This window comes from Novosphingobium marinum, from assembly GCF_013408095.1.
Lineage (GTDB): Bacteria > Pseudomonadota > Alphaproteobacteria > Sphingomonadales > Sphingomonadaceae > Novosphingobium > Novosphingobium marinum.
Genome location: NZ_JACBZF010000001.1, coordinates 1 through 19,171, shown reverse-complemented (window position 1 = coordinate 19,171; position 19,171 = coordinate 1). Strand labels below are relative to the sequence as shown.

Here is a 19,171-nt window from a genome sequence, read left to right as displayed (position 1 = left end):
ATGGCCGGCTTTCTCGTTTGTCCTAGAAGCGGAAACGGAAGACCGCGCCGTACTGCCGGGGCGCGCCGACCGACGCGAGCGTTCCGATCCCGGCAAGGCTCAGCTTCTGGTTGAAGTACTCTTCATCGAAGAGGTTGCGTACATAAGCTCCGATCTCCCAGCTATCGTCATCGGGGCCCCACGACATGCTGGCATTGACCAGCTCGACCGCTCCGACCCTCTCGATCGGCAGGTTGGTGTAGCTGGTGAACTTGGCGCTCGTGTAGCTGTACTGTCCGGTCGTGGTCAGCGTGCCGCCGCCGACCGGGGCCTGCCAATTAAAGCCGAACGAAGCGCTCCATTTTGGCGAGTTCATCAGACTGTTCCCGGCGTAGGACACTGGAACGAGACCACCTGTCGCGGGATCGAGGATCAGTGTGTCGTACTCGTCGTATTTGGCGTCGAGATAGGCGACGGATCCGGTGAGCGTCAGGCCCTGCGTCGGAGCCGCCGTCGCCTCGACCTCGAAGCCTTTCGTCTCGGCCTTGCCGGCGTTGGCAATCGATGCCGAGTTCGCACCCGAGGGATAGGTGATGTTCTGGACGACCTGCATGTCCTTGTACTTGTTCAGGAACGCGGAAACGTTCAGGCGCAGAAGGCGGTCGAACAGGTCAGACTTGATGCCCACCTCGAAAGTATCGAGTTTTTCGGGATCGAACGGACCGATATCCTGCGCGATCGCGATACGACCCGTGAAGCCGCCCGACTTGAAGCCACGCGCGTAGTAGCCATAGATCATGAACTGCTCGGTGGGCTGCCAGTCGAGGCCGATCTTGTAGCCGACGTTGTTCCAGCTTTCCTCACCGCTGGCGGTAATCAGCGATCCGGGGATGAGCGGATCGTCGAAGGTCGCCTGTCCATCCGGGTTGATCGTATTGGCGGTCGTGGATGTGGCCGTGGTCTTCTCGTAGCTGTAGCGAATTCCTGCTTGCAGGGTCAGTTCCGGAGTGAGGTCCTGGTATCCCTGGAAAAACACCGAGAACGAGCGGTTGTCCTGGTCCTGCGACTGCGGCTGCCCGAGGCCGGGAAGGAAACCGTCGAGCTTGCCGTCCTGGTCGAGGAAGTAACTTTGCTCGAAATAGAACAGACCGACGATGAAGCGGGTGTAGTCGCTCAGCGTCACGAGGTCGCGCAGTTCCTGCGAGAACTGATGATGCTTGGTACGGCGATTCGTTTGCAGGAGGACGCGCGTGGTCGCATCGTCGTCCGAGAAGAGGTCGTTGTTGTATTCACGATAGTTGGTGATCGAGGTGAAGTCGCCGAGCCCCGTCTCGAGGTTCTGGGTAAGCGTGATCGAGTAGGTATCGCGGTCGTTGGCGTCTGGCTGGTCGTAGCTGAGCCCGCGCTTGAAATCGAACGGATCCTCGGTTTCGTTGGGAGTGTAGAACAGTTCGCCTGGCCCCGCGATCAGGACGCCCGTCTGCGACCCGTTGCGGCTACGCACGTATTCGCCAATAAGCGTGGCGTCGTAATTCCCGCTGTCGTATTTCAGGTATCCGCGAAGCGAGGTGATGTTCCGTTCCCCGATCCGCCTGTTGTCGGCGTAATTACGGAAATATCCGTCCATAGAATTGTGGAGGACGCTAACCTTGCCCGCGAGATTTTCGGTGATCGGGAAGTTGACCGACGCATTGGCTTCGAGCTGGTTGTAATTGCCATAGACGATTTCGCCTTCGACACCGAATTCGCCCGTCGGCTGCTTGGTAACCACGTTGATCACGCCGCCGGTCGTGTTCGCGCCGAACAGCGTACCCTGCGGCCCGCGCAGAACCTCTACCCGGTCGATGTCGAACAGCGACAGCAGTGCTGCGGTGTTCACCCCGACCACGACGCCATCGACGACAACCGAAACCGTCGTTCCGACGTAAGGATCGGCATCGTTCACGCCGATGCCGCGAATGGTGAAGACCGCGGAATCGGGCGCGTTCGAGAACGTGTTGATCTGCACGTTGGGCAGCGTGTTCGAAAGGTCGGCAATGTTGGTGACCTGCTGCTCCTGCAGTATCTCACCGGTTACGGCAGACACGGAAATTGGCACGTCCTGCAGGTTTTCCGACTGTTTCTGAGCGGTAACGACGATATCGCGAACGCCGTATTGCGCCGGCTCTGCCTGAGTGTCCTGGGCCGAAGCCTGCGCCTGACAGATTGCAACGAGCGACAGCCCGGCAATAAGGTGATGGCTCTTCCTCATGATGCGTATTCCCCTCCTGATGGCCCGCATTGATGTGGACCCCGTATTTATCAGTCCCGCATAGATCCAATCCTGTGCGGTTGGCTACTCACCATTTGTACTGTTTTTCTGAACATTCCTCATGAAGCCTCAATATTTGACGTTGCGGGTGAACCCTCCGTCGACCGTCAGGTTCACGCCGTTGATCCATGACGCGCGGGCGGAGGCGAGGAACAGGACCGCGTCGGCGATCTCCTCGGGCTTGCCGAAGCGCCCGGCAGGGTGCCTGTCGCGGTTCTCCCTGAAGTAGTCGGGCATTTCCTTCTCGAGAAAACCCCAGCTGCCGTCTTCGATGTAGGCAGGGCCCGGGCACACGCAGTTGCTGCGGATGCCGTCCTTCATGTAGTCGATGGAAAGCTGGTGCGTGTAGTTGATGAGCGCCGCCTTGATCGCGCCGTAGCTGAGGCCGGATTCGCCGAATGCGTGGTTCTCGATGGCGGTGATCGTCGACATCTGGACGAATGCACCCCCGCCCGCCTTCTTCATGTAGGGCAAGGCGGTGTCGAACATGGCGACGGCCGACATCAGGTCGACGTTGTAGTTGATGTCCCACCCCTTGCGGTTGCGCGGTATGCCGCCCAGCGCGCTGGCATTGGAGACCACGATGTCGATCCCGCCCATGTCGGACGCGGCCTTCTCCACCCAGGCGGTGACCTGGTCGAAATAGCCGCAATCGACCACCGACCCGTATACCGTTCCACGATCCTTCAGCGCTTCGACGGCGTCTTCCACCCCGTCGCCCTGCAGCGGGTTGGCGAACACGCTCTTGTCGCTGGGGTTCGCTTCGCCCGAACGCGCGCGGCGTCCGCAGAACGAAACGATCGCGCCCTCTTTCAGAAAGCCTTCGACGATCCGCCTGCCGACACCGCGCGTGGCGGCGCTGACCACGACTTTCTTACCCTTGAGTTCAAGGTCCATTTCACTCCCCTCCCTGCGTTCCGGATCAGACCGGCTTGATGTGATCGTTCGGGTGGATTTCGAGGATCTCGAAAACATTGCCGAAGAAATCGCGTCCGTACGTAGCCGCGAAGCCGCTCTTGTTTCCCTGCTCGTCGGTTTCGATCGTGCTGAGGTCCGGAGCCGTGTGGAAGGTCAGACCCGCCTCCACCATCCGCTCGTAGCAGGCCTGGATGTCGTCCACCTGGAACCCGAGATGGGTGTAGCCGTGCAGGTTCACCGGGCGATCCGGGTCCTGCGGCGGCGCAGCCGGCGAGGTATATTCGAAGACTTCCACCTGAACGTTCTTGAGACGGGCGATGAAGCTCTTCGCGGCAGAATCCTTCAGTCCGACGATCGCGTCGATCCATGGATTGCCTGCCTCCCAGTCGGCCGTGGAGATTTCCTCGGCGCCGAGCAATTCGAGGTAGAACCTGCGAGCAACGTCGATGTCCGGAACGGAGAGGGCGAAATGGTGCACGCCCTGGATGTGATGTTTCACTTACGCCCCTCCATGTACTTGTCGAGCGTGTCGTGGAGGTGGCGTATTCGCGCTTCCTGGTAGATCGAAAGCGTTTCTGCGCCCTTCCCGCTCGTGTACATGCCTTCGCGCTGCCATCGCATGATATCGGTATCCTGATCGAGAACGCTGGCGAGGAAGGGGTCCATGCTCTCGACGCTGGTGAAACTATCGTCCTCTCCGATCTCGTGCATTTCCGCCACCTCGAAGTCGCCGTCCTTCGGCTTGGGGTGAAGCACGTACTGGTCGAAGATCGCCCGGTCGCGGTCATAGCCGTCCGGCCGGAACTGCTGGACGAGGCAAAGGCCGGGCGCGGGATACACAAGTATGTTGGGAAACACGTGGTACTTCAGCGAGTCGATCATCTCGGGCACCGAATGGCGCGAGTAGTCGAGCCCGTAGGTTTCGCTCATCTGCTTGCGCAGCTGCTCAGCCATCACCCAGCGCGCAGTTTTGCCCTCGGGCACTTTCGAGCGTTCGCCCACCATCTTGCCATCGCCCACCAGCATGGTGTCCAGGAGTTCCTGCTCGGTCAGCGACTTCTTCGAGGTCGGGCTGGGAGAAGCCATGGCGCACAGGTCGCGGCTGACATGATCCGAGAATATGTCGTGCTGCATGTTCTGGTCGCTCACGACGTTCGTCATCTCGGGATGGACGTAAGGTGTGTGATAGGCCTCCATGAACGCCTCGATCGCGACCTTCCAGTTGCCCGGGACATGCTTCCGCACATGCGAGGCGACGTACCAGCCGGTAAGATCCCAGTTTGCAAAGTGTTCGGGCAATACTTCGAGATAGTCGATCAGCGGTCCCGCCTCGCCGTCGAAGTTTACGAAGACCATGCCGTTCCACGTCTCTACCCTGACCTCAACGAGGTGCGCCTTGTCACGTTCGAGCTGCGGAAACTCGAAATCGCACGGGATGTTCTTGAGCGAACCGTCGAGGTTCCATTCCCAGTTGTGGAAGGGACAGACGATGCTGGCCGACCAGCCGCACGAGCCGGAGCCCTTCAGCTTGGTCCCGCGATGCAGACACGAATTGTAGAATGCCTTCAGGCCGGAATCCTGTCGCACGATCAGGACGGATAGCCGGCCGATGTCGTAGACGAAGAAGTCGCCCTTCTCCGCGACATACTCCTCGCGACAGGCGAATTGCCAGACGCGCTTCCAGACCTGCTCCATCTCCCGGTCGAAGAAGGCCTGGTCGGTGTACCGGTCGAACGGAATGTCGCGCAGGTCCTGCTCGGGATTGGATTGCAGCGCCAGAACGTCGGGCAGCTCGCCATCCCGTCGCGCGACGTCGGCCCACGTGTTGCCGGGGTAACGCTCGCGCATGACCTTCTGGATATCGTTCATTATATTAACCTCTCCGCAGAAGTTCTCGCGACTTTTATAAACATGAATTCACGTTCACGAATTATCTCGTAATGAGGATTTCCCGTCAAGACATTTCACGCTTCTTCGGCGATCCGCAGGTATCGCAACGCCATCAGAAGAGCCTCGCGCGCGAAATCAACGTCGGTCACTTTCAGCCCGCGGCCAAGCTCGCCCCCGACCGGCAAGGTCGACCAGACCACCGCGCCTCTTACAATGGAATGGAGGTACAGCACCTGCCGGCGAAGTTCGCCTTCGTCCCGCCCCGGCAATTTCTCGGCAAGACGGTCGGCAACCAGTGATGCAACGACCTCGTTCGCATCGCTCTGGTCCTTGTGGACAGTCGGATCCTCAAGCCTTCTGCGCTCCAGCATCCGGAGTAACCCGGCATCGCAGGTAAAGGCACTGAACACGATATCGAGATGCAATTCGACGAGCTGGCGCGGTGAAGCGGCGTGCGCTTCGCGCGACGTGCAAAGTTCGCCGATTTCGCGCATCCGGCAAGCCCGATACGCAGTCACGATACTGGTGAGCAGTGCCTCCTTGTCCTGAAAGCGCTGGTACACGGTGCCGACGGGCACTCCCGCCCTCTTCGCGATGTCCGAAACGCGCGTCGCCTCGAAGCCCTGCGCAGAGAAGAGGTCCACCGCAGCCACGACAATGCGGCGCATCGCATCCCGGCTCCGGTCCTGTTGCGGCTGTGCGAATGCGTCGCTCATTTCCATCCAGCGTTCTGGATTCTTCTCGAAGGGGATTGCCCCGAAGGGAGCATCAAGTGTCCGATGGATTGTCACCCGATTCCCCTAGACGGCGAAGCGATCATTGGCCAGATCAGCCCACTGGCGCATCGAGCCGGACACAAAGCGGATGGCGCGCAACGAGGGAGAGGTGGCAATGCAGGAACTGGAAGCCGGGGATTTCGAGACGATCGCTGAAGGCTTTTCCTTCGTCGAGGGGCCGCGCGTCTCTCCCGAGGGGGACCTTTGGTTTGCCGACCTGTCGGGAACCGGCGTATTCCGCAAACGCAGCGGCAGCGCCCCCGAGGAAATGGTGCCTGCCCGGCAATGGGTCGGGGGCATCGTGTTCGACGAAAGCGGCATGGTGCTGTGCAGCGGCCGCGACGGCATTATCGCGGTCGATCCCGCGACCAGGGCCACTATCGATGTCCTTCGCGAAATCGACGGCGAACCGGTCATCGCAGTCAACGACATGGAAGCCGACGGCCGGGGAGGTTTCTTCGCAGGCACGATCGACTTTGTGTCGATCTTCGAGACGGGCGAAACTCCCAGGCCCGGGAAGTTCTTCCACATGTCTGCCGCAGGCGAGGTCACCGTCCTGCGCAGCGACGTCTTCGCATCGAACGGCATGGCCCGCAGCCCGTGCGGGAAGTGGCTGCTCCACTCCGAGACCTCCCGGGGCATCATGCGATACCCCCTGGATGACACAGGCATGCCGGGCGAAGGCGAAATGATCGTCGACCTGCCCGATTGCGATGGCCTCGTTGCGGACAGTGCGGGCGGATTCTGGGTCGCCTGCTGGGAAACCGGTCGGCTTCTCCATTACGATGCGGACGCGCAATGCACCACGGGTTTCACTTTCCCGCAGCCGCACGTCGTCAGCCTCGATTTCAGCGCTATCGATCCCTCCTGGCTCTATGTCTCGACCGGCGGCAACCAGGATGCTCCCGATCTCGGCGCGGTGCTGCGGATGCGCGTGGACGTGCCGGGTGTCCCCGGCGGGCTAACGAAACTCAGGATGCTGGAGAGCCGGCGATGATCGATCTCGATGTCCGCGACGACGGCATTGCAATTCTGACGCTCGACCGGCCGGAAGCTTCCAACGCACTCGACTTCCCGCTGGTCGACGCGCTGCGGGAGAGCCTGGCCAGGCTCGAGAGCGACGAGGCAGTCAGGGTGCTGGTACTTGCCGCGACCGGAAAGACATTCTGCGCCGGGCTCGACTTGAAGGAAGTCATTCTTTCGGATGACGCTCCCGACGGTCCGATCGAATTCATGTCGCTCCAGGAGCGCTATGCGGGGCTGATGACCGCAGTCGCACAGGCGCGCTTTCCCGTCATCGCGGCTGTCGAAGGCGCCGCCGTGGGCGCGGGAATGGCGCTCGCACTCGCTGCGGACATCCGGGTCGCAGGCCCGAAAGCGAAATTCCTCGTCGGGGCGGTCAAGGTTGCGCTGAGCGCGGGCGAGTGCGGCATCAGCTATCATTTGCCGCGCCTTGTCGGGGCCGGGCGGGCGTTCGAACTGATGCTGACCGGGCGCGCGGTGGACGCCGAAGAGGCGCTGGCGCTGGGCCTCGTGACCTCGCTGGCACCTGCGGACGACGTCGTGAGCGAAGCCCTGCGGGTTGCGTCGCAAATCACCGGGAACAGCCCGTATGCCGTCAAGCATACCAAGCAGGTAATGCGCGCCAACCTCGATGCAGGTAGCCTCGCCTCGGCGGTCGAACTCGAAAACCACGTGCAGTGCCTCGCGCTGGTGACGGAGGACTTCCGCGAAGCGTGCAAGGCATTCGCCGAGAAGCGCAAACCGCACTATTCTGGACGCTGAGGCCGGAATGTTTCGCGGGACTGACGCCGACCGTGGGCCAGCGGTCGCCCGGCAAGGCTGTCCAATTCGGGGTGTTGGCCTCGGTCGGGCTTTTCGTTTAAGGGCTGCCATCGAGTGCGGCCAGAATGGCCGGAAAGACCTGATGCCAGCGAGGAACCCGATGGACGACTGCTCAGCAAACGGAGAGGGGTTCCAAGACAGGCTAAAGAACGTCCTTCGTTACCTGCCTGCGCCGGTCGCGATCGTCACGTCTATCGATCCGCAAACGGGCGATCCCGTGGGACTTGCGATGTCGGCGATCATGCCGGTTTCGCTCGAGCCTTGTGCCATGGCGGTGGCCGTCAATCGATCGGCGTCCAGCTATCGATCCATGGTCGAGAGCAGAAGGTTCTGCATAAATCTGCTAACCAGTGACAAGGTTTCCCATCTGAATCCCTTCGCGCACCCCGAAGCGAAAGACGACCGGTTCACGCACGAGGACTGGGAGCGCAACGGGTCGGTCTGGTACATCCGGGATGCGCCCGCGAACATCTTCTGCGACGTGGTAGAGACCGTGTCCTTCGGTACGCACGACATCCTCGTCGGCGAAGTCTACGACCTGTACTCGTCCGGGGCGACCGACATACTGGGATGGGCAAATGGAACACTGGGAAGCTTGATACCGATCGAAAGGTAGTCGTGTTCGAATCTGTTGCAGTGTGACTTTTGATGTGAATGGCTTCTTCACTTTCCACATCACAGTGTGGTAGCGCGCAGTCATGGACAACACGATCGAATCGGTTCGCAGGCTCGTCACCGAGGGGTTGATGACCAAGAGCGGCCTCGCCCGGGCAGCAGGCCTGCACCCCAACACACTGCGCGATTGCGCGCAGGATTCATGGAACCCCACCGCCGAGACTCTCGCGAAGCTTGAGCGGTTCCTGTCCGAAAACAGCGAGGAAAATGTCCTCGTCCCGATCGAGGAGATCATCGAGGAAGCGCGCAACGGCCGAATGTTCGTGCTCGTCGACGACGAGGACCGCGAAAACGAGGGCGACCTTGTCATTCCTGCGCAGATGGCGACTCCTGCGGCAGTCAATTTCATGGCCACGCACGGTCGCGGGCTTGTCTGCCTGACCCTCACGGCGGAACGTTGCGACCAGCTCGGCCTTGCGCCGATGAGCCGCGCCAACCGATCGGGCTTCGAAACCGCGTTCACTTGCTCGATCGAAGCGGCCGAGGGCGTGACCACCGGCATCTCCGCAGCCGACCGTGCGCGGACGATCAGCGTCGCCATCGACGGGACCAAGGGGAAGGACGATCTCGTCACTCCCGGCCACGTATTCCCGCTGCGCGCGCGGCGGGGGGGAGTGCTCGTGCGCGCAGGCCACACCGAAGCGGCAGTCGACATTTCCCGGTTGGCCGGATTGAACGCGTCGGGCGTCATTTGCGAAATCATGCGCGACGACGGCGAAATGGCGCGGCTCGACGACCTGATAACGTTCGCCCGGAAACATGGCCTCAAGATCGGCACGATCCGCGATCTGATCGAATACCGCCTGAAGAACGACCATCTGGTCGAATGCGTCTCGGAAGGCGAATTCGAATCCGAGCACGGCGGTAGATGGGCGGTGAAGACCTATCGCAACAAGGTCAACGGCTCGGTCACCCCTGTCCTCCAGAAGGGCCGCGTCGTTCCGGGCGAACCGACGCTCGTCCGGATGCACGGCATCTCCCTGTTCAACGACGTCTTCGGGAAGATCGGATCGCGCCGGCGCATGCTCAATCGGGCGATGGAGGCGATAGGCAACGAAGGGGCCGGGATCATCGTCGCGCTGATGTCGGAAGACTACGACACGCTGGCCCGGGAAGTCGGAAGCCAGGAGAGGTCGGGCCAATTACGAGATTACGGGATCGGCGCGCAGATTCTTGCCGACATGGGGGTCCACGACATGATCCTGCTGACCAATTCGCCGCAGCACGTCGTGGCGATCAGCGGTTACGGACTGAACATCGTCGGCGACCGGGCCATCCCCGATGACGACGGCGTGGGTTGAACCGGACTTGCCCGGAAGGGATTGAGCTGCTTCAGGCCGCTAGCCTCTCCGCAGCCTCGTCGGCGATGATTCCGGCAATCGCCCTGAAAGTGTCCGCATACGCGGCCTTTTCGCGCCATGCCGCAGCGACGCTCCGGAATTCGCTCCACCCCCGTGGCTCGGCGATTTCGACGGCGGAGAGCCCGCCCGCGCCGGAACGGACGTAGAGTTCCGGCAGGAGCGCAAGACCGACGCCCGATCCCGACATCTGCCGCAATGCATCCAGGCTCGTACCCTGATAATCGCCGATAATTGAAGCATTCAGCTTCTTGCAGATCGCCATCAGTTGCCGATGGTAATGATGCCTGTGGTCGAGCGTGAGAAACGTTCGTCCGCCAAAATCCGCGATGGTTCGGTTTTCCAGCCGCAACAGGGGATCGTCTGGCGGCGCGACAATCCGAAGCGGCTCGCGAAAAATCGGTTCGATGGCGAGCCCTGTCCCCGCAATCGGCATCGGCGACAGGATCATGTCCAGTTCGCCAGCAGCAAGTTCGCTATGTTGCAGCGACGGGATGCCCTCGCGAATGTAGACCTTCAGTTCGGGGAATCGCATGTGAAGGCGCTTGATGGCGCCGGGCATGAGATACGGGCCGATGGTTGGCGTCACACCGAAGCGAATGACCCCGGCAGGTCGGTCCGCAGCCCTGTCGGCTGCATCCAGCAAGTCGCGGTAGGCAGACAGGGTGCTGCGCATCGGAACGAGCAATTCCCGACCGGCAGGCGTTAGCTGCATTCCGCGCGGGATACGTTCGAACAGCACCACGCCGGTTCGCTGTTCGAGCATTTTCAGCTGCTGGCTGAGCGCCGGTTGCGTCAGTCCTAGCGCGTCGGCCGCCTCGCCCATGTGGCCAGTCTCGACAAGCTTGGTGAAGATCTGAAGCTGACGGATCGTTATCACCCAATATCATTAGCATATCTTATCGGAAAGTCATCATACTTTGTATTGGATTATCGGTTTCCTCCGACCCATTTCGTGTGGGCAAGAAATGGAGATCACGATGCAAGACGATCGCAACTCAGGAACCTTGAAGGGTTATCTGCAAAGGCTGGAGCGAGAGCATCGCAGGCTCGATCGCCTTATCGGGACCAGCAAGAGCCGTTCGAAGGCTGAGCACGTGAGCGCTCTCAAGCGCATGCGCCTGCGCATCAAGGACCGCATCGTCGCGCTGCGGCGGCAATTCGACGGGCGCGGTCTGACAGGCTGATGCCTGCATTCCTGCGGCGGTCCCATCGCTGGTCCCCTGGTGGCCGCCGCCTTTCGATCAAACCGGAGTCTTCATGACCGAAACCAGTGCCATCAAGAGCCTGCGCGACTTCATCGCCAGCGAAAGCGCGGGCGGCATCGTTCTGATGGTCGCTGCCGCTGCCGCTCTGGTAGTGGCGAATTCCGGGTTTTTCGGCGCCTACTCCGGTCTCCTCGACACGCCCGTATCCTTTGCCGCTGGATCGCTCGTCTCGATCGACAAGCCGCTGCTGCTGTGGATCAACGATGGCCTGATGGCGCTTTTCTTCTTCCTCATCGGTCTGGAAGTGAAGCGCGAAATCCTGACCGGCCAGTTGCGCAGCTGGCAGCAGGCGTCGCTGCCCGTCTTCGCGGCGATCGGAGGAATGGCGGTCCCTGCCCTGGTCTTCGTCGCGATCAACGCCGGCGAACCGGCGAACATTCGCGGATGTGCGATACCTGCGGCAACCGACATCGCCTTTGCACTCGGCCTGCTGGCTCTGCTCGGATCGCGGGTCCCCGTCGCCCTGAAGGCGCTCCTGCTGGCCATCGCCATCATCGACGACATCGGAGCAATCGCGATCATCGCCTTGTTCTACACAGAAAACATGAACCTGATGGCGCTCGCCCTCGCACTGGTTCCCGCCCTCGCGATGCTTGCGCTCAACAAGCTCGGTGTCGCGAGGTCGATTCCCTACTTCATCTTCGGCGCGATCCTCTGGGTCCTGGTGCTCAAGTCCGGGGTTCACGCCACCCTTGCAGGCGTGCTGACGGCGCTGTTCGTTCCGATCGCAGCCGGAGACGAGCGCCCGCTCGAGCGTCTCGAGCACGCTCTGCACCCCTGGGTCGCATTCCTCGTCCTGCCGATCTTCGCCTTCGCCAATGCCGGCGTCTCGTTCGCAGGAGCCGGGGCCGAAGCGTTGTTCGCTCCGCTGTCTCTGGGGATCGCGGCGGGTCTCGTACTGGGCAAGCAACTAGGCATCTTCGGATCCTGCTGGCTCGCCGTCCGGTTCGGGATCGCCAGCCTGCCGCCGCAGGTAGGCTGGCGCCACGTCTACGGCCTGTCATGCCTTGCCGGCATCGGTTTCACGATGAGCCTGTTCATCGGCGGCCTCGCCTTCGTCGACCCGGCGCAGATCGACGCGGTCAAGATGGGTGTGCTGACCGGATCGATCATTTCGGCCCTCGTCGGACTGACCGTCCTGGCAGGCGCGAGCCGGACGCCAGCCCCCGACAGCGCCTCTCGCGGCGAAGAGGGCGTTACAGTTCCAATCAGGTGATGCGAAATCTTGGGAATAGTAAATAAGATGATGATCCATAAAGGTTTGTGTCTGGGAATCGCGACTGTCTTGATGGCTGCACCTGCCCTCGCAGCAGAAAAGGACTGGAATTTCGGCGACGGTGAGACGCCGGAAAGGTGGGCGCTGAAGAACAGCGACTATGCGCTGTGCGATGCCGGGCTTTCCCAGTCGCCCATCGACCTCGGAAGCGCGAATGCGCGCGGAGATATCGAAGTGACCACGAACTTCGGCGTCGCTTCGGGCAGCCTTGCCCTCGCCGATGAGCTGGTCCAGGTTAATTTCGCGCCCGGGCAGGGCAAGGGCATGAATTCGGGCGGCACCGCCTTCAACCTGCTCCAGGTCCATTTCCACACGCCCTCGGAACACGCCGTCGACGGAAGACGCTTTCCGCTGACCGCCCATTTCGTCCACGCCACCGACGGCGGTCGTCTCGGCGTGCTTGGCGTAATGTTCGAGGAAGGAGAGGCCAACGAAGGTCTCGCGCGCATACTCGCAGCTCACGGCAACGGCAACGGCGCGCCCGTCACTTTCGACCTCGATACGATGATCCCCGACGATCTCTCGGTTTACCGCTACATGGGCTCGCTTACCACGCCGCCTTGCAGCGAAGGCGTGAACTGGCACGTCGCCGACGAACCGGTCGAGGCGAGCGCGCAGCAAATCGCAACGCTGCGCGAAGCGCTGGGCCCAACCGCCCGATCGTTGCAGCCCCTGGGTAAACGGCTTCTGGTCGCGCCCGCGGAATGAGACGGATTGCAGGAATGGCGGCGGCGACCGCGTGCGCGCTCGTCGCCAGTCCCGCCACTGCCGCCAACGAGGCCTTTGAGCTTTGGCTCAACCCTTCCACAGCCATCGGGATCGACGATGATACGGCAGTCGAGATCGAAACCGCGCAACGGTTCCGCAGCTCATCCGACGGGCGGGTGGACACCTATTTCGCCCGGTTATGGCTGAGCCAGACGGTCACGCCGAGTGCAACGCTCGCCGTTGCCATCGAGCGGCGCGAGAACGATGGCGGGAACGACGAAACCCGCGCGATGCAGCAAATGTCGACCAGGCATGGCATATTACGGACCCGACTTCGCCTGGAGCAACGGTTCGTCGACAATGCAGGTCGCGTGGGTCTTCGCCTGAGGCCGCGCCTCGGGATCGGAGTGCCGCTTGACGAGGCCGGTCGTTGGTCCGGCAAGGCCGACGCGGAACTGTTTCTGACCCTGGCGAGCACGCGACCGGGCGGCAGCGACGGGCTCACCGGGTTGCGCACGCAGATCGGGGTGTCGCATGCGATCTCGGACCGCTTCCAGTTGGGTCTTGCATATCTTAGGCAGCAGGATTTCGAGGACGGCGGGCCTGACGAGATCGCCCACGCTCCGCTTCTGATCATCGAGGCTGCGTTCTGAGCATGGACCAGCTTACCACCACGCTCCTGTCCGCGCCGGTGCTGTTCTTCGTACTTGGAGCGCTGGCCGCAGCGGCCCGTTCGGATCTGTCCGTACCGGAAACAATTGCCAAGGGACTGTCGCTATACTTGATGGCGGCCATAGGCCTGAAGGGCGGCGTCGAGGTGGCCAGGGCTGGGGTCGGGCCCGAACTTCTCTCCGCATTGGCGGCGGGACTGGTACTCAGCGCTGCGATCCCTTTCCTCGTCGCTCCCGCGCTGGCGCGGTTCGGCGGGCTCGATCGCACCAATACCGGGGCCGTCGCCGCGCACTACGGATCGGTCAGTGTTGTGACGTTCGTGACCGCCAGCCAGGTCTATTCGGACACCGGCTTCATCATAGCAGGCTTCATGGTAGCCGTGCTGGCAATGATGGAGACGCCCGCGATCCTTTCGGGGCTGCTCATCGCACGACGCGAGGGCGGCTCGCTGTTCTCGCGAGACCTGCTCCGGGAAGTCCTGTTCAACGGCTCCGTCGTCCTGCTGCTGGGCAGCTTCGCGATAGGGATGGTCATCGGTGAAGACGGGTTCGAACCCATATCGCCACTTTTCAAGGCCGGGTTCACCGGCGTGCTCTGCCTTTTCCTTCTCGACATGGGCCTGATCGCGATGCGGCGAATACTCAAGACGAGGTCGCTCACGCTTCGCCTCGCCGCCCTCGCTGTCCTTTTTCCGATCGTGAACGGTACGATAGGGGTACTGGCGGGAACCGCGATCGGTCTCGATACGCCGTCGAGCGCGGCATTGGGCATACTCGCCGCGAGCGCCTCCTACATCGCGGTTCCGGCCGCCATGCGACTATCGTTACCGCAGGCCGATGCCGGGCTGTATCTTGCGATGTCGCTCGGGGTGACATTTCCCTTCAACATCGTGGTCGGCATACCCCTCTTCCGGGCATTGGCCGAACTGCTGGGAGCACAACCATGATCGAAATGACCCGGCGCGAGCGGATCGAGGTGCTGGTCGATGCGCCACTCGCACCGAAACTGGCGGAGATAGCGCTCGCATCGGGCATCACCGGGCACACGCTCATCCGCACCGAAAGCGGCAGGGGTCGCGACGGCGAATGGTCCGAAGACTTGCTCAGCGGCGCCACCGCGAAGTACATCTTCCTGACCATCGCCAACAGCGAGAGCGCATCGCGATTCGTCCAGGCCATCGAACCTTTGCTGGAAAGCCACGGACTGATCGTCCTGCGCTCGCCGGTGGACGTCGTGCGGCCCGAACGTTTCTGATGGACCCCACCCGGGGCCAGCCCGCAGCGCGTGCCTGAGCCGGGTAAACCTGCTACCCGCCGCCGCTCGAACGGCGGTTGCGAGATATTGCATGCGGGAACGAATCGAGAGCCTTGATGCAGTTGTCCTCGGTGGAGGTGCCGCAGGCCTGATGTGCGCGGCGGTGGCCGGCAAGCGCGGTCAGCGCGTCCTCGTCATCGAACGGGCCGAGAAACCGGGCAGGAAGATCCTGATTTCGGGCGGCGGGCGCTGCAATTTCACCAATATCCATGCCACCGCGGCAAACTACATCTCGGCAAACCCTCACTTCGCAAAGTCGGCGCTGAACCGCTACCGGCCAGAGAATTTCATGGCTCTCGTCGATGCATACGGCATCGCCTGGCACGAAAAGACGCTGGGCCAGCTGTTCTGCGACGGGTCTGCGCGGCAGATCGTCGACATGCTTCTCGACGTGGTCGCCGGGTCGGGAGGCTCCATCGTCACCGGCCAGGACGTTACTGGAGTTTCGCACGCCGATGGCCGCTTCCGGGTGAGCACGCAGGACCGTGTCGTCGAGGCACCCGCTCTCGTTATCGCGACAGGCGGTCCCTCGATCCCCAGGATGGGCGCAACCGGGCAGGCGTACGACCTGGCGCGGCAATTCGGGCTGAAGGTTGTCGAGCCTCGCCCCGCCCTCGTACCGCTCACTCTCGGCGGCGAGGAAGCGCTGTTTCGCGATCTCTCGGGAGTGGCGACCGATGTCGTCGCCAGTGTCGGCAAGGTGGCCTTCCGCGAAGCTGCGCTGTTCACGCATCGCGGTCTTTCGGGTCCCGCGATCCTACAGGTCTCGTCCTACTGGCGGCACGGCCAGCGGGTCGCGGTCGATTTCCTGCCCGGATCGGATGCCGACTGGCTCGTCGAGGCGAAGCGATCCGCGCCGAAACGGACACCCAACGCCCTCCTCAGGGAACGGCTCCCCGATCGCCTCGCTACCGCGCTCGCCGATCGCATCGGCTTGTCCGGGACGCTTGCAGACATTCCCGACCGGCATTTGCGCGAGGCCGGGCAGCGTCTCGGCAACTGGCAGTTCGCTCCGAACGGAACCGAGGGCTTTGCCAAGGCCGAAGTCACGGTCGGCGGCATCAGCACCGCCGAGCTTTCTTCGAAGACGATGGAAGCAAGGCGGGTGCCGGGCCTGTACGCCATCGGCGAAGCGGTGGACGTAACGGGCTGGCTCGGCGGCTACAATTTCCAGTGGGCCTGGGCGAGTGGATGGGCCGCCGGAATGGCGCTCTGAGAGCCGGGTTGCGCCTTGTTCAGTACTTGTAGGATTGCCCGCCATCGATGGGGATGGTCGCCCCATTGATGAACGGTGCTTCTCCCGACAGCAGGAATGCCGCGAGCGCGGCGACTTCCTCGGGCCGTCCGAACCGCTTCATCGGGTTTGGCTGCACGAAGTCCTGCCCGACCTTCTCCCAGTCTTCGCCGCCGATCTGCCTGAGTGAGCCTTCGACCATCGCCGTCATGATCGCGCCGGGCGCAATGGCATTGATCTGCACCCCGTACTGGCCGTATTCGACCGCGCTGTTGCGGGTCAGGCCGACGACGCCGTGCTTGCTCGCCGCGTATCCGGACTGGTTACCGACCCCGCGAATGCCGCCGACCGAGGCGGTATTCAGGATAGCGCCGCCGCCTTGCTCTCGCATGATTTTCAGTACGGCGGCCATGCCGAAGAACACGCCGTCGAGGTTGATCGAGACAACGCGATGAAATTCTTCGCTGCCGAAATCCTCGGTCAGGTTCTGGCGTCCCTCGACCCCGGCATTGTTGAAGAACCCGTCGATCCGGCCGAATTCGTCCATGCAGGCCTTCACATATTTCGCGACGCCCTCCTCGAGCGCGACGTTCGCGACCACCGCGATGGCCGGCGCGTTATTCGCCAGCCTCTCGGCCAGAGCATTCACCCCGGCTTCCTGCATGTCGACGAGAACGAGGCTTGCGCCCTCGTAAGAGAGGCGCTCCGCCGTGGCGAGGCCGAGCCCCGACGCGGCACCCGTGACGATCACCACCTTGCCGTCAAAGCGCTTGCTCATTGCGATATTCTCCAAGTGAAAGGGTTTGCGAATGTTCAGGCCATCAGGCCCAGGCCCCGTTCCCACACCCAGTAGCCCGACAGGATTCCGACGCCGTAGGCCGCGACCAGCTGAACCGGTCGACCCGCAGGCGCTCCGCCGGTGCTATCGGTCGCACGCCTGCGCCACAGCGCCACGGCAGCGAAGATCGCGCAGACGAAGACCATCTGCCCCGCCTCGACACCCAGGTTGAACCCGACGAGCGAAAGCGCGATGGCGGTCTGCGCCAGCCCGATCTCGGCCAGCGCGCCCGCAAAGCCCATGCCGTGCAGCAGCCCGAATATCGTGGCGACGACAGCAGGATGGCGCCAGGCGAGCGTGTCGCGGCGGCCGCGCACGATCTCGGCGGCAAGGAAGACGATGCTGAGCGCGATCAACACCTCGGTCGCGCCGCTGTTCATGTGGACAAGGCCGAGCGATGCCAGCGTGATGGTGAGCGCATGGCCGAGCGTAAACCCGGTCACCGTCACCACGGTGCGGCGCGCGGTACCAGAGATGATGACGAGGCAGGCAAGGAACAGCAGGTGATCGAGGCCGAACAGGATATGTTCGAGGCCGATGACGAAATAGTCCGAGAGCACCTTTCCGGCGGACTCGGTCTCGGGCAGCGGCAGCGGGCCTTCTGGCAAGGGACCCACCTGGCTGTGCTCCTGTCCGTTGAGGTAAGCAGTGCGCACCAGCAGCGAGGACGACGGCATGCCGCCGGGCCAGGCGAACTCGATGGCTTCGGGCCGGTATTCCGGTGGACAGGCATAAAGCGTGCTCGTCGCGCTTTGCGCCTGCTTGCGACAGGGCGCGGCCAGGGTCGTTTCGGGCCCTTTGCCGGGATCGATGTTGCCCGGAAGCCTATGACCGAGCGTGAACTGGCCCGGCGCCCTCTCCTGCAGGGAAACGACGATCGGAAGGTTCTCGTGCGCCGTCGCCGGCACGGCGAACGTCGCGCCAAAGATGGCCGCGACCGCCGCGAGGAAAAGGCAGAGCCGGCAGGTCATCGGCCTCCTTCGAGGATGCCGGTTTCTATCTCGGCATCGTAGTTCGACACGATTTCGCCCACCGCCTGTTCGAGGGCTGCATCGCGATCGGCGCGCAGCCAGTCGTCGAGGACGACGGCGCGGATTTCGTCGAAAGGCGGCAGCGTCTCTTTTGACCGGCGCATGACGCGCACGAGGTGGTATCCGTCGTTCGACGCAATCGGACCCTGCCAGCCGTCCGGCATTACAGGCAGCTTTCCGAGCGCGCGTCCGAAGTCTTCTCCGAGCTGCGAACTCACTTCCGCCGCGCCGGCATTCACGTAAGTGCGCTGGTAGGCGAAGCGGTCGCCCGCTGCCCGCCAGTCACCGATGCCGCGCACGCCAGCGGCTCGCGCCGCCGCAAGCGCGCCTTCCTGGCCACGTTTTTCCGAACTGAAGAAGACGTGCTCGAAGCTGACAGCGGGGACTTCGCGATAATTGTCGAGATTGTCGCGATAGAAGGCATGAAGTACCTTGTCGCCCGGATCCTGCGCTGCCTCTGGCCGCAGCGCAAATCGCAGGGTCTGGCCGAGCCGCCGCCTGATCGCGATGTCGTTCTCGTCCAGGCCCCAGTCACGAGCCTCGCGGTACAACGCCTGCTCCTCGACGTAGCGATCGACAAGCAACTGCCGCTGCTCGGCGGTCAGGCTGTCGAGCGAGACCTTGCCGCCTGCCTTCGCGACAGTCGACAGTGCCTCGCCGCCGCCGGCCGCGAGATAGGCCTCCAGCGTTTCGCGGTCGACGCGGATCGTGCGTTCGTCGTCGCCGAACGGCCCGGTCAGTCCCAGCGCGAGCAGCAGCACGGCTCCCGCTCCCAGGAACTGGAACAGGGGATCGATCCGGCGAAGCAGGTTCACGGCCTGTACCAGATGGGCGAGCTGTAGGCGCGATCCTGCACGGTGCGGGGGACGCGGTCGGGCAGCGTGATGCCGAAGAACTTCATGTCGTGGGTCGTCCAGCGCGGCCGCGGGATCTCGAGCACGCGCACGTAGTAGAATGCCGGCTGCGAGGGATCGAAGTCGGGGTCGGTCCACCAGGTTGCGAGCTCGGGATCGCCGATCGAGTTGCGGTAGCTGGCATCGGCGATGTCGACGGTGTTGCCGACAGGCGGCGCCTTGCC

The 19,171-nt window shown here is 62.8% G+C and carries 21 protein-coding genes; 11 read left to right on the top strand and 10 right to left on the bottom strand.

Annotation, left to right across the window (positions count from 1 at the left end):
• Positions 1 to 22: 22 nt before the first annotated feature.
• The 5 genes from FHS75_RS00105 to FHS75_RS00085 form a co-directional block, all read right to left on the bottom strand.
• Positions 23 to 2,230, bottom strand: a complete 2,208-nt coding sequence (locus FHS75_RS00105) for a TonB-dependent receptor (RefSeq protein WP_179405692.1) — start codon at positions 2,228 to 2,230, stop codon at positions 23 to 25.
• A gap of 129 nt (positions 2,231 to 2,359) precedes the next feature.
• Entirely contained in the window at positions 2,360 to 3,187 is an 828-nt protein-coding gene (locus tag FHS75_RS00100) for an SDR family NAD(P)-dependent oxidoreductase (protein ID WP_179405691.1), read from the bottom strand.
• Between the two features lie 25 nt (positions 3,188 to 3,212).
• Complete coding sequence (locus FHS75_RS00095) at positions 3,213 to 3,707, bottom strand: VOC family protein (protein ID WP_179405690.1); 495 nt, start codon at positions 3,705 to 3,707, stop codon at positions 3,213 to 3,215.
• Positions 3,704 to 5,077, bottom strand: a complete 1,374-nt coding sequence (locus tag FHS75_RS00090) for an aromatic ring-hydroxylating oxygenase subunit alpha (RefSeq protein ID WP_229735440.1) — start codon at positions 5,075 to 5,077, stop codon at positions 3,704 to 3,706. The genes FHS75_RS00095 and FHS75_RS00090 overlap by 4 nt, the downstream gene beginning before the upstream one ends.
• A 95-nt stretch (positions 5,078 to 5,172) precedes the next feature.
• Positions 5,173 to 5,814: a TetR/AcrR family transcriptional regulator gene (locus tag FHS75_RS00085; RefSeq protein ID WP_229735439.1), complete on the bottom strand. Its 642-nt coding sequence runs from the start codon at positions 5,812 to 5,814 to the stop codon at positions 5,173 to 5,175.
• A gap of 103 nt (positions 5,815 to 5,917) precedes the next feature.
• Between FHS75_RS00085 and FHS75_RS00080 the strand changes: the two genes are divergently transcribed.
• The 4 genes from FHS75_RS00080 (at position 5,918) to ribB (ending at position 9,695) form a co-directional block, all read left to right on the top strand.
• Positions 5,918 to 6,871, top strand: a complete 954-nt coding sequence (locus FHS75_RS00080; RefSeq protein WP_229735438.1) for an SMP-30/gluconolactonase/LRE family protein — start codon at positions 5,918 to 5,920, stop codon at positions 6,869 to 6,871.
• On the top strand, positions 6,868 to 7,659 hold the full coding sequence (locus FHS75_RS00075; RefSeq protein ID WP_179405689.1) for an enoyl-CoA hydratase/isomerase family protein: 792 nt from the start codon (positions 6,868 to 6,870) through the stop codon (positions 7,657 to 7,659). Before FHS75_RS00080 ends, FHS75_RS00075 begins: the two co-directional genes overlap by 4 nt.
• Positions 7,660 to 7,801: 142 nt before the next feature.
• Positions 7,802 to 8,335, top strand: coding sequence for a flavin reductase family protein (locus FHS75_RS00070; RefSeq protein ID WP_179405688.1), 534 nt, complete (start codon positions 7,802 to 7,804; stop codon positions 8,333 to 8,335).
• Positions 8,336 to 8,417: 82 nt separating this feature from the next.
• Positions 8,418 to 9,695 (top strand): 3,4-dihydroxy-2-butanone-4-phosphate synthase, encoded by a 1,278-nt coding sequence (gene ribB / locus FHS75_RS00065; protein WP_179405687.1) that lies wholly within the window; start codon positions 8,418 to 8,420, stop codon positions 9,693 to 9,695.
• Between the two features lie 31 nt (positions 9,696 to 9,726).
• Here the strand turns inward: ribB and FHS75_RS00060 are convergent, their stop codons facing one another.
• Entirely contained in the window at positions 9,727 to 10,632 is a 906-nt protein-coding gene (locus FHS75_RS00060; protein ID WP_179405686.1) for a hydrogen peroxide-inducible genes activator, read from the bottom strand.
• Positions 10,633 to 10,732: 100 nt separating this feature from the next.
• Here FHS75_RS00060 and FHS75_RS00055 point away from each other — a divergent pair, with 100 nt between their 5' ends.
• The 7 genes from FHS75_RS00055 to FHS75_RS00025 all read left to right on the top strand — a co-directional run bounded on the left by FHS75_RS00055 (position 10,733) and on the right by FHS75_RS00025 (position 16,206).
• Positions 10,733 to 10,939, top strand: coding sequence for an HP1242/YdcH family protein (locus tag FHS75_RS00055; protein ID WP_179405685.1), 207 nt, complete (start codon positions 10,733 to 10,735; stop codon positions 10,937 to 10,939).
• Positions 10,940 to 11,012: 73 nt separating this feature from the next.
• Positions 11,013 to 12,236, top strand: coding sequence for a Na+/H+ antiporter NhaA (nhaA, locus tag FHS75_RS00050; RefSeq protein ID WP_179405684.1), 1,224 nt, complete (start codon positions 11,013 to 11,015; stop codon positions 12,234 to 12,236).
• A gap of 72 nt (positions 12,237 to 12,308) precedes the next feature.
• Positions 12,309 to 13,004 (top strand): carbonic anhydrase, encoded by a 696-nt coding sequence (locus tag FHS75_RS00045; protein WP_179405683.1) that lies wholly within the window; start codon positions 12,309 to 12,311, stop codon positions 13,002 to 13,004.
• A gap of 14 nt (positions 13,005 to 13,018) precedes the next feature.
• On the top strand, positions 13,019 to 13,657 hold the full coding sequence (locus tag FHS75_RS00040) for a DUF2490 domain-containing protein (RefSeq protein ID WP_179405682.1): 639 nt from the start codon (positions 13,019 to 13,021) through the stop codon (positions 13,655 to 13,657).
• Between the two features lie 2 nt (positions 13,658 to 13,659).
• Entirely contained in the window at positions 13,660 to 14,622 is a 963-nt protein-coding gene (locus tag FHS75_RS00035; RefSeq protein ID WP_179405681.1) for a sodium-dependent bicarbonate transport family permease, read from the top strand.
• Positions 14,619 to 14,930 carry a P-II family nitrogen regulator gene (locus FHS75_RS00030; protein WP_179405680.1) on the top strand — a complete coding sequence of 104 codons (312 nt, stop codon included), beginning with the start codon at positions 14,619 to 14,621 and terminating at the stop codon, positions 14,928 to 14,930. The genes FHS75_RS00035 and FHS75_RS00030 overlap by 4 nt, the downstream gene beginning before the upstream one ends.
• Positions 14,931 to 15,021: 91 nt before the next feature.
• Entirely contained in the window at positions 15,022 to 16,206 is a 1,185-nt protein-coding gene (locus tag FHS75_RS00025) for a BaiN/RdsA family NAD(P)/FAD-dependent oxidoreductase (protein ID WP_179405679.1), read from the top strand.
• A gap of 19 nt (positions 16,207 to 16,225) precedes the next feature.
• Here FHS75_RS00025 and FHS75_RS00020 read toward each other — a convergent pair whose 3' ends face one another.
• From FHS75_RS00020 to FHS75_RS00005, 4 genes are all read right to left on the bottom strand, one after another.
• Positions 16,226 to 17,002 carry a glucose 1-dehydrogenase gene (locus FHS75_RS00020; RefSeq protein ID WP_179405678.1) on the bottom strand — a complete coding sequence of 259 codons (777 nt, stop codon included), beginning with the start codon at positions 17,000 to 17,002 and terminating at the stop codon, positions 16,226 to 16,228.
• Between the two features lie 35 nt (positions 17,003 to 17,037).
• Positions 17,038 to 18,033: a HupE/UreJ family protein gene (locus FHS75_RS00015; protein WP_179405677.1), complete on the bottom strand. Its 996-nt coding sequence runs from the start codon at positions 18,031 to 18,033 to the stop codon at positions 17,038 to 17,040.
• Positions 18,030 to 18,908, bottom strand: coding sequence for a peptidyl-prolyl cis-trans isomerase (locus FHS75_RS00010; RefSeq protein WP_179405676.1), 879 nt, complete (start codon positions 18,906 to 18,908; stop codon positions 18,030 to 18,032). Before FHS75_RS00010 ends, FHS75_RS00015 begins: the two co-directional genes overlap by 4 nt.
• The coding region (locus tag FHS75_RS00005; protein WP_179405675.1) for a DUF3604 domain-containing protein at positions 18,905 to 19,171 on the bottom strand (267 nt) is incomplete at its 5' end. The genes FHS75_RS00005 and FHS75_RS00010, both read right to left, overlap by 4 nt.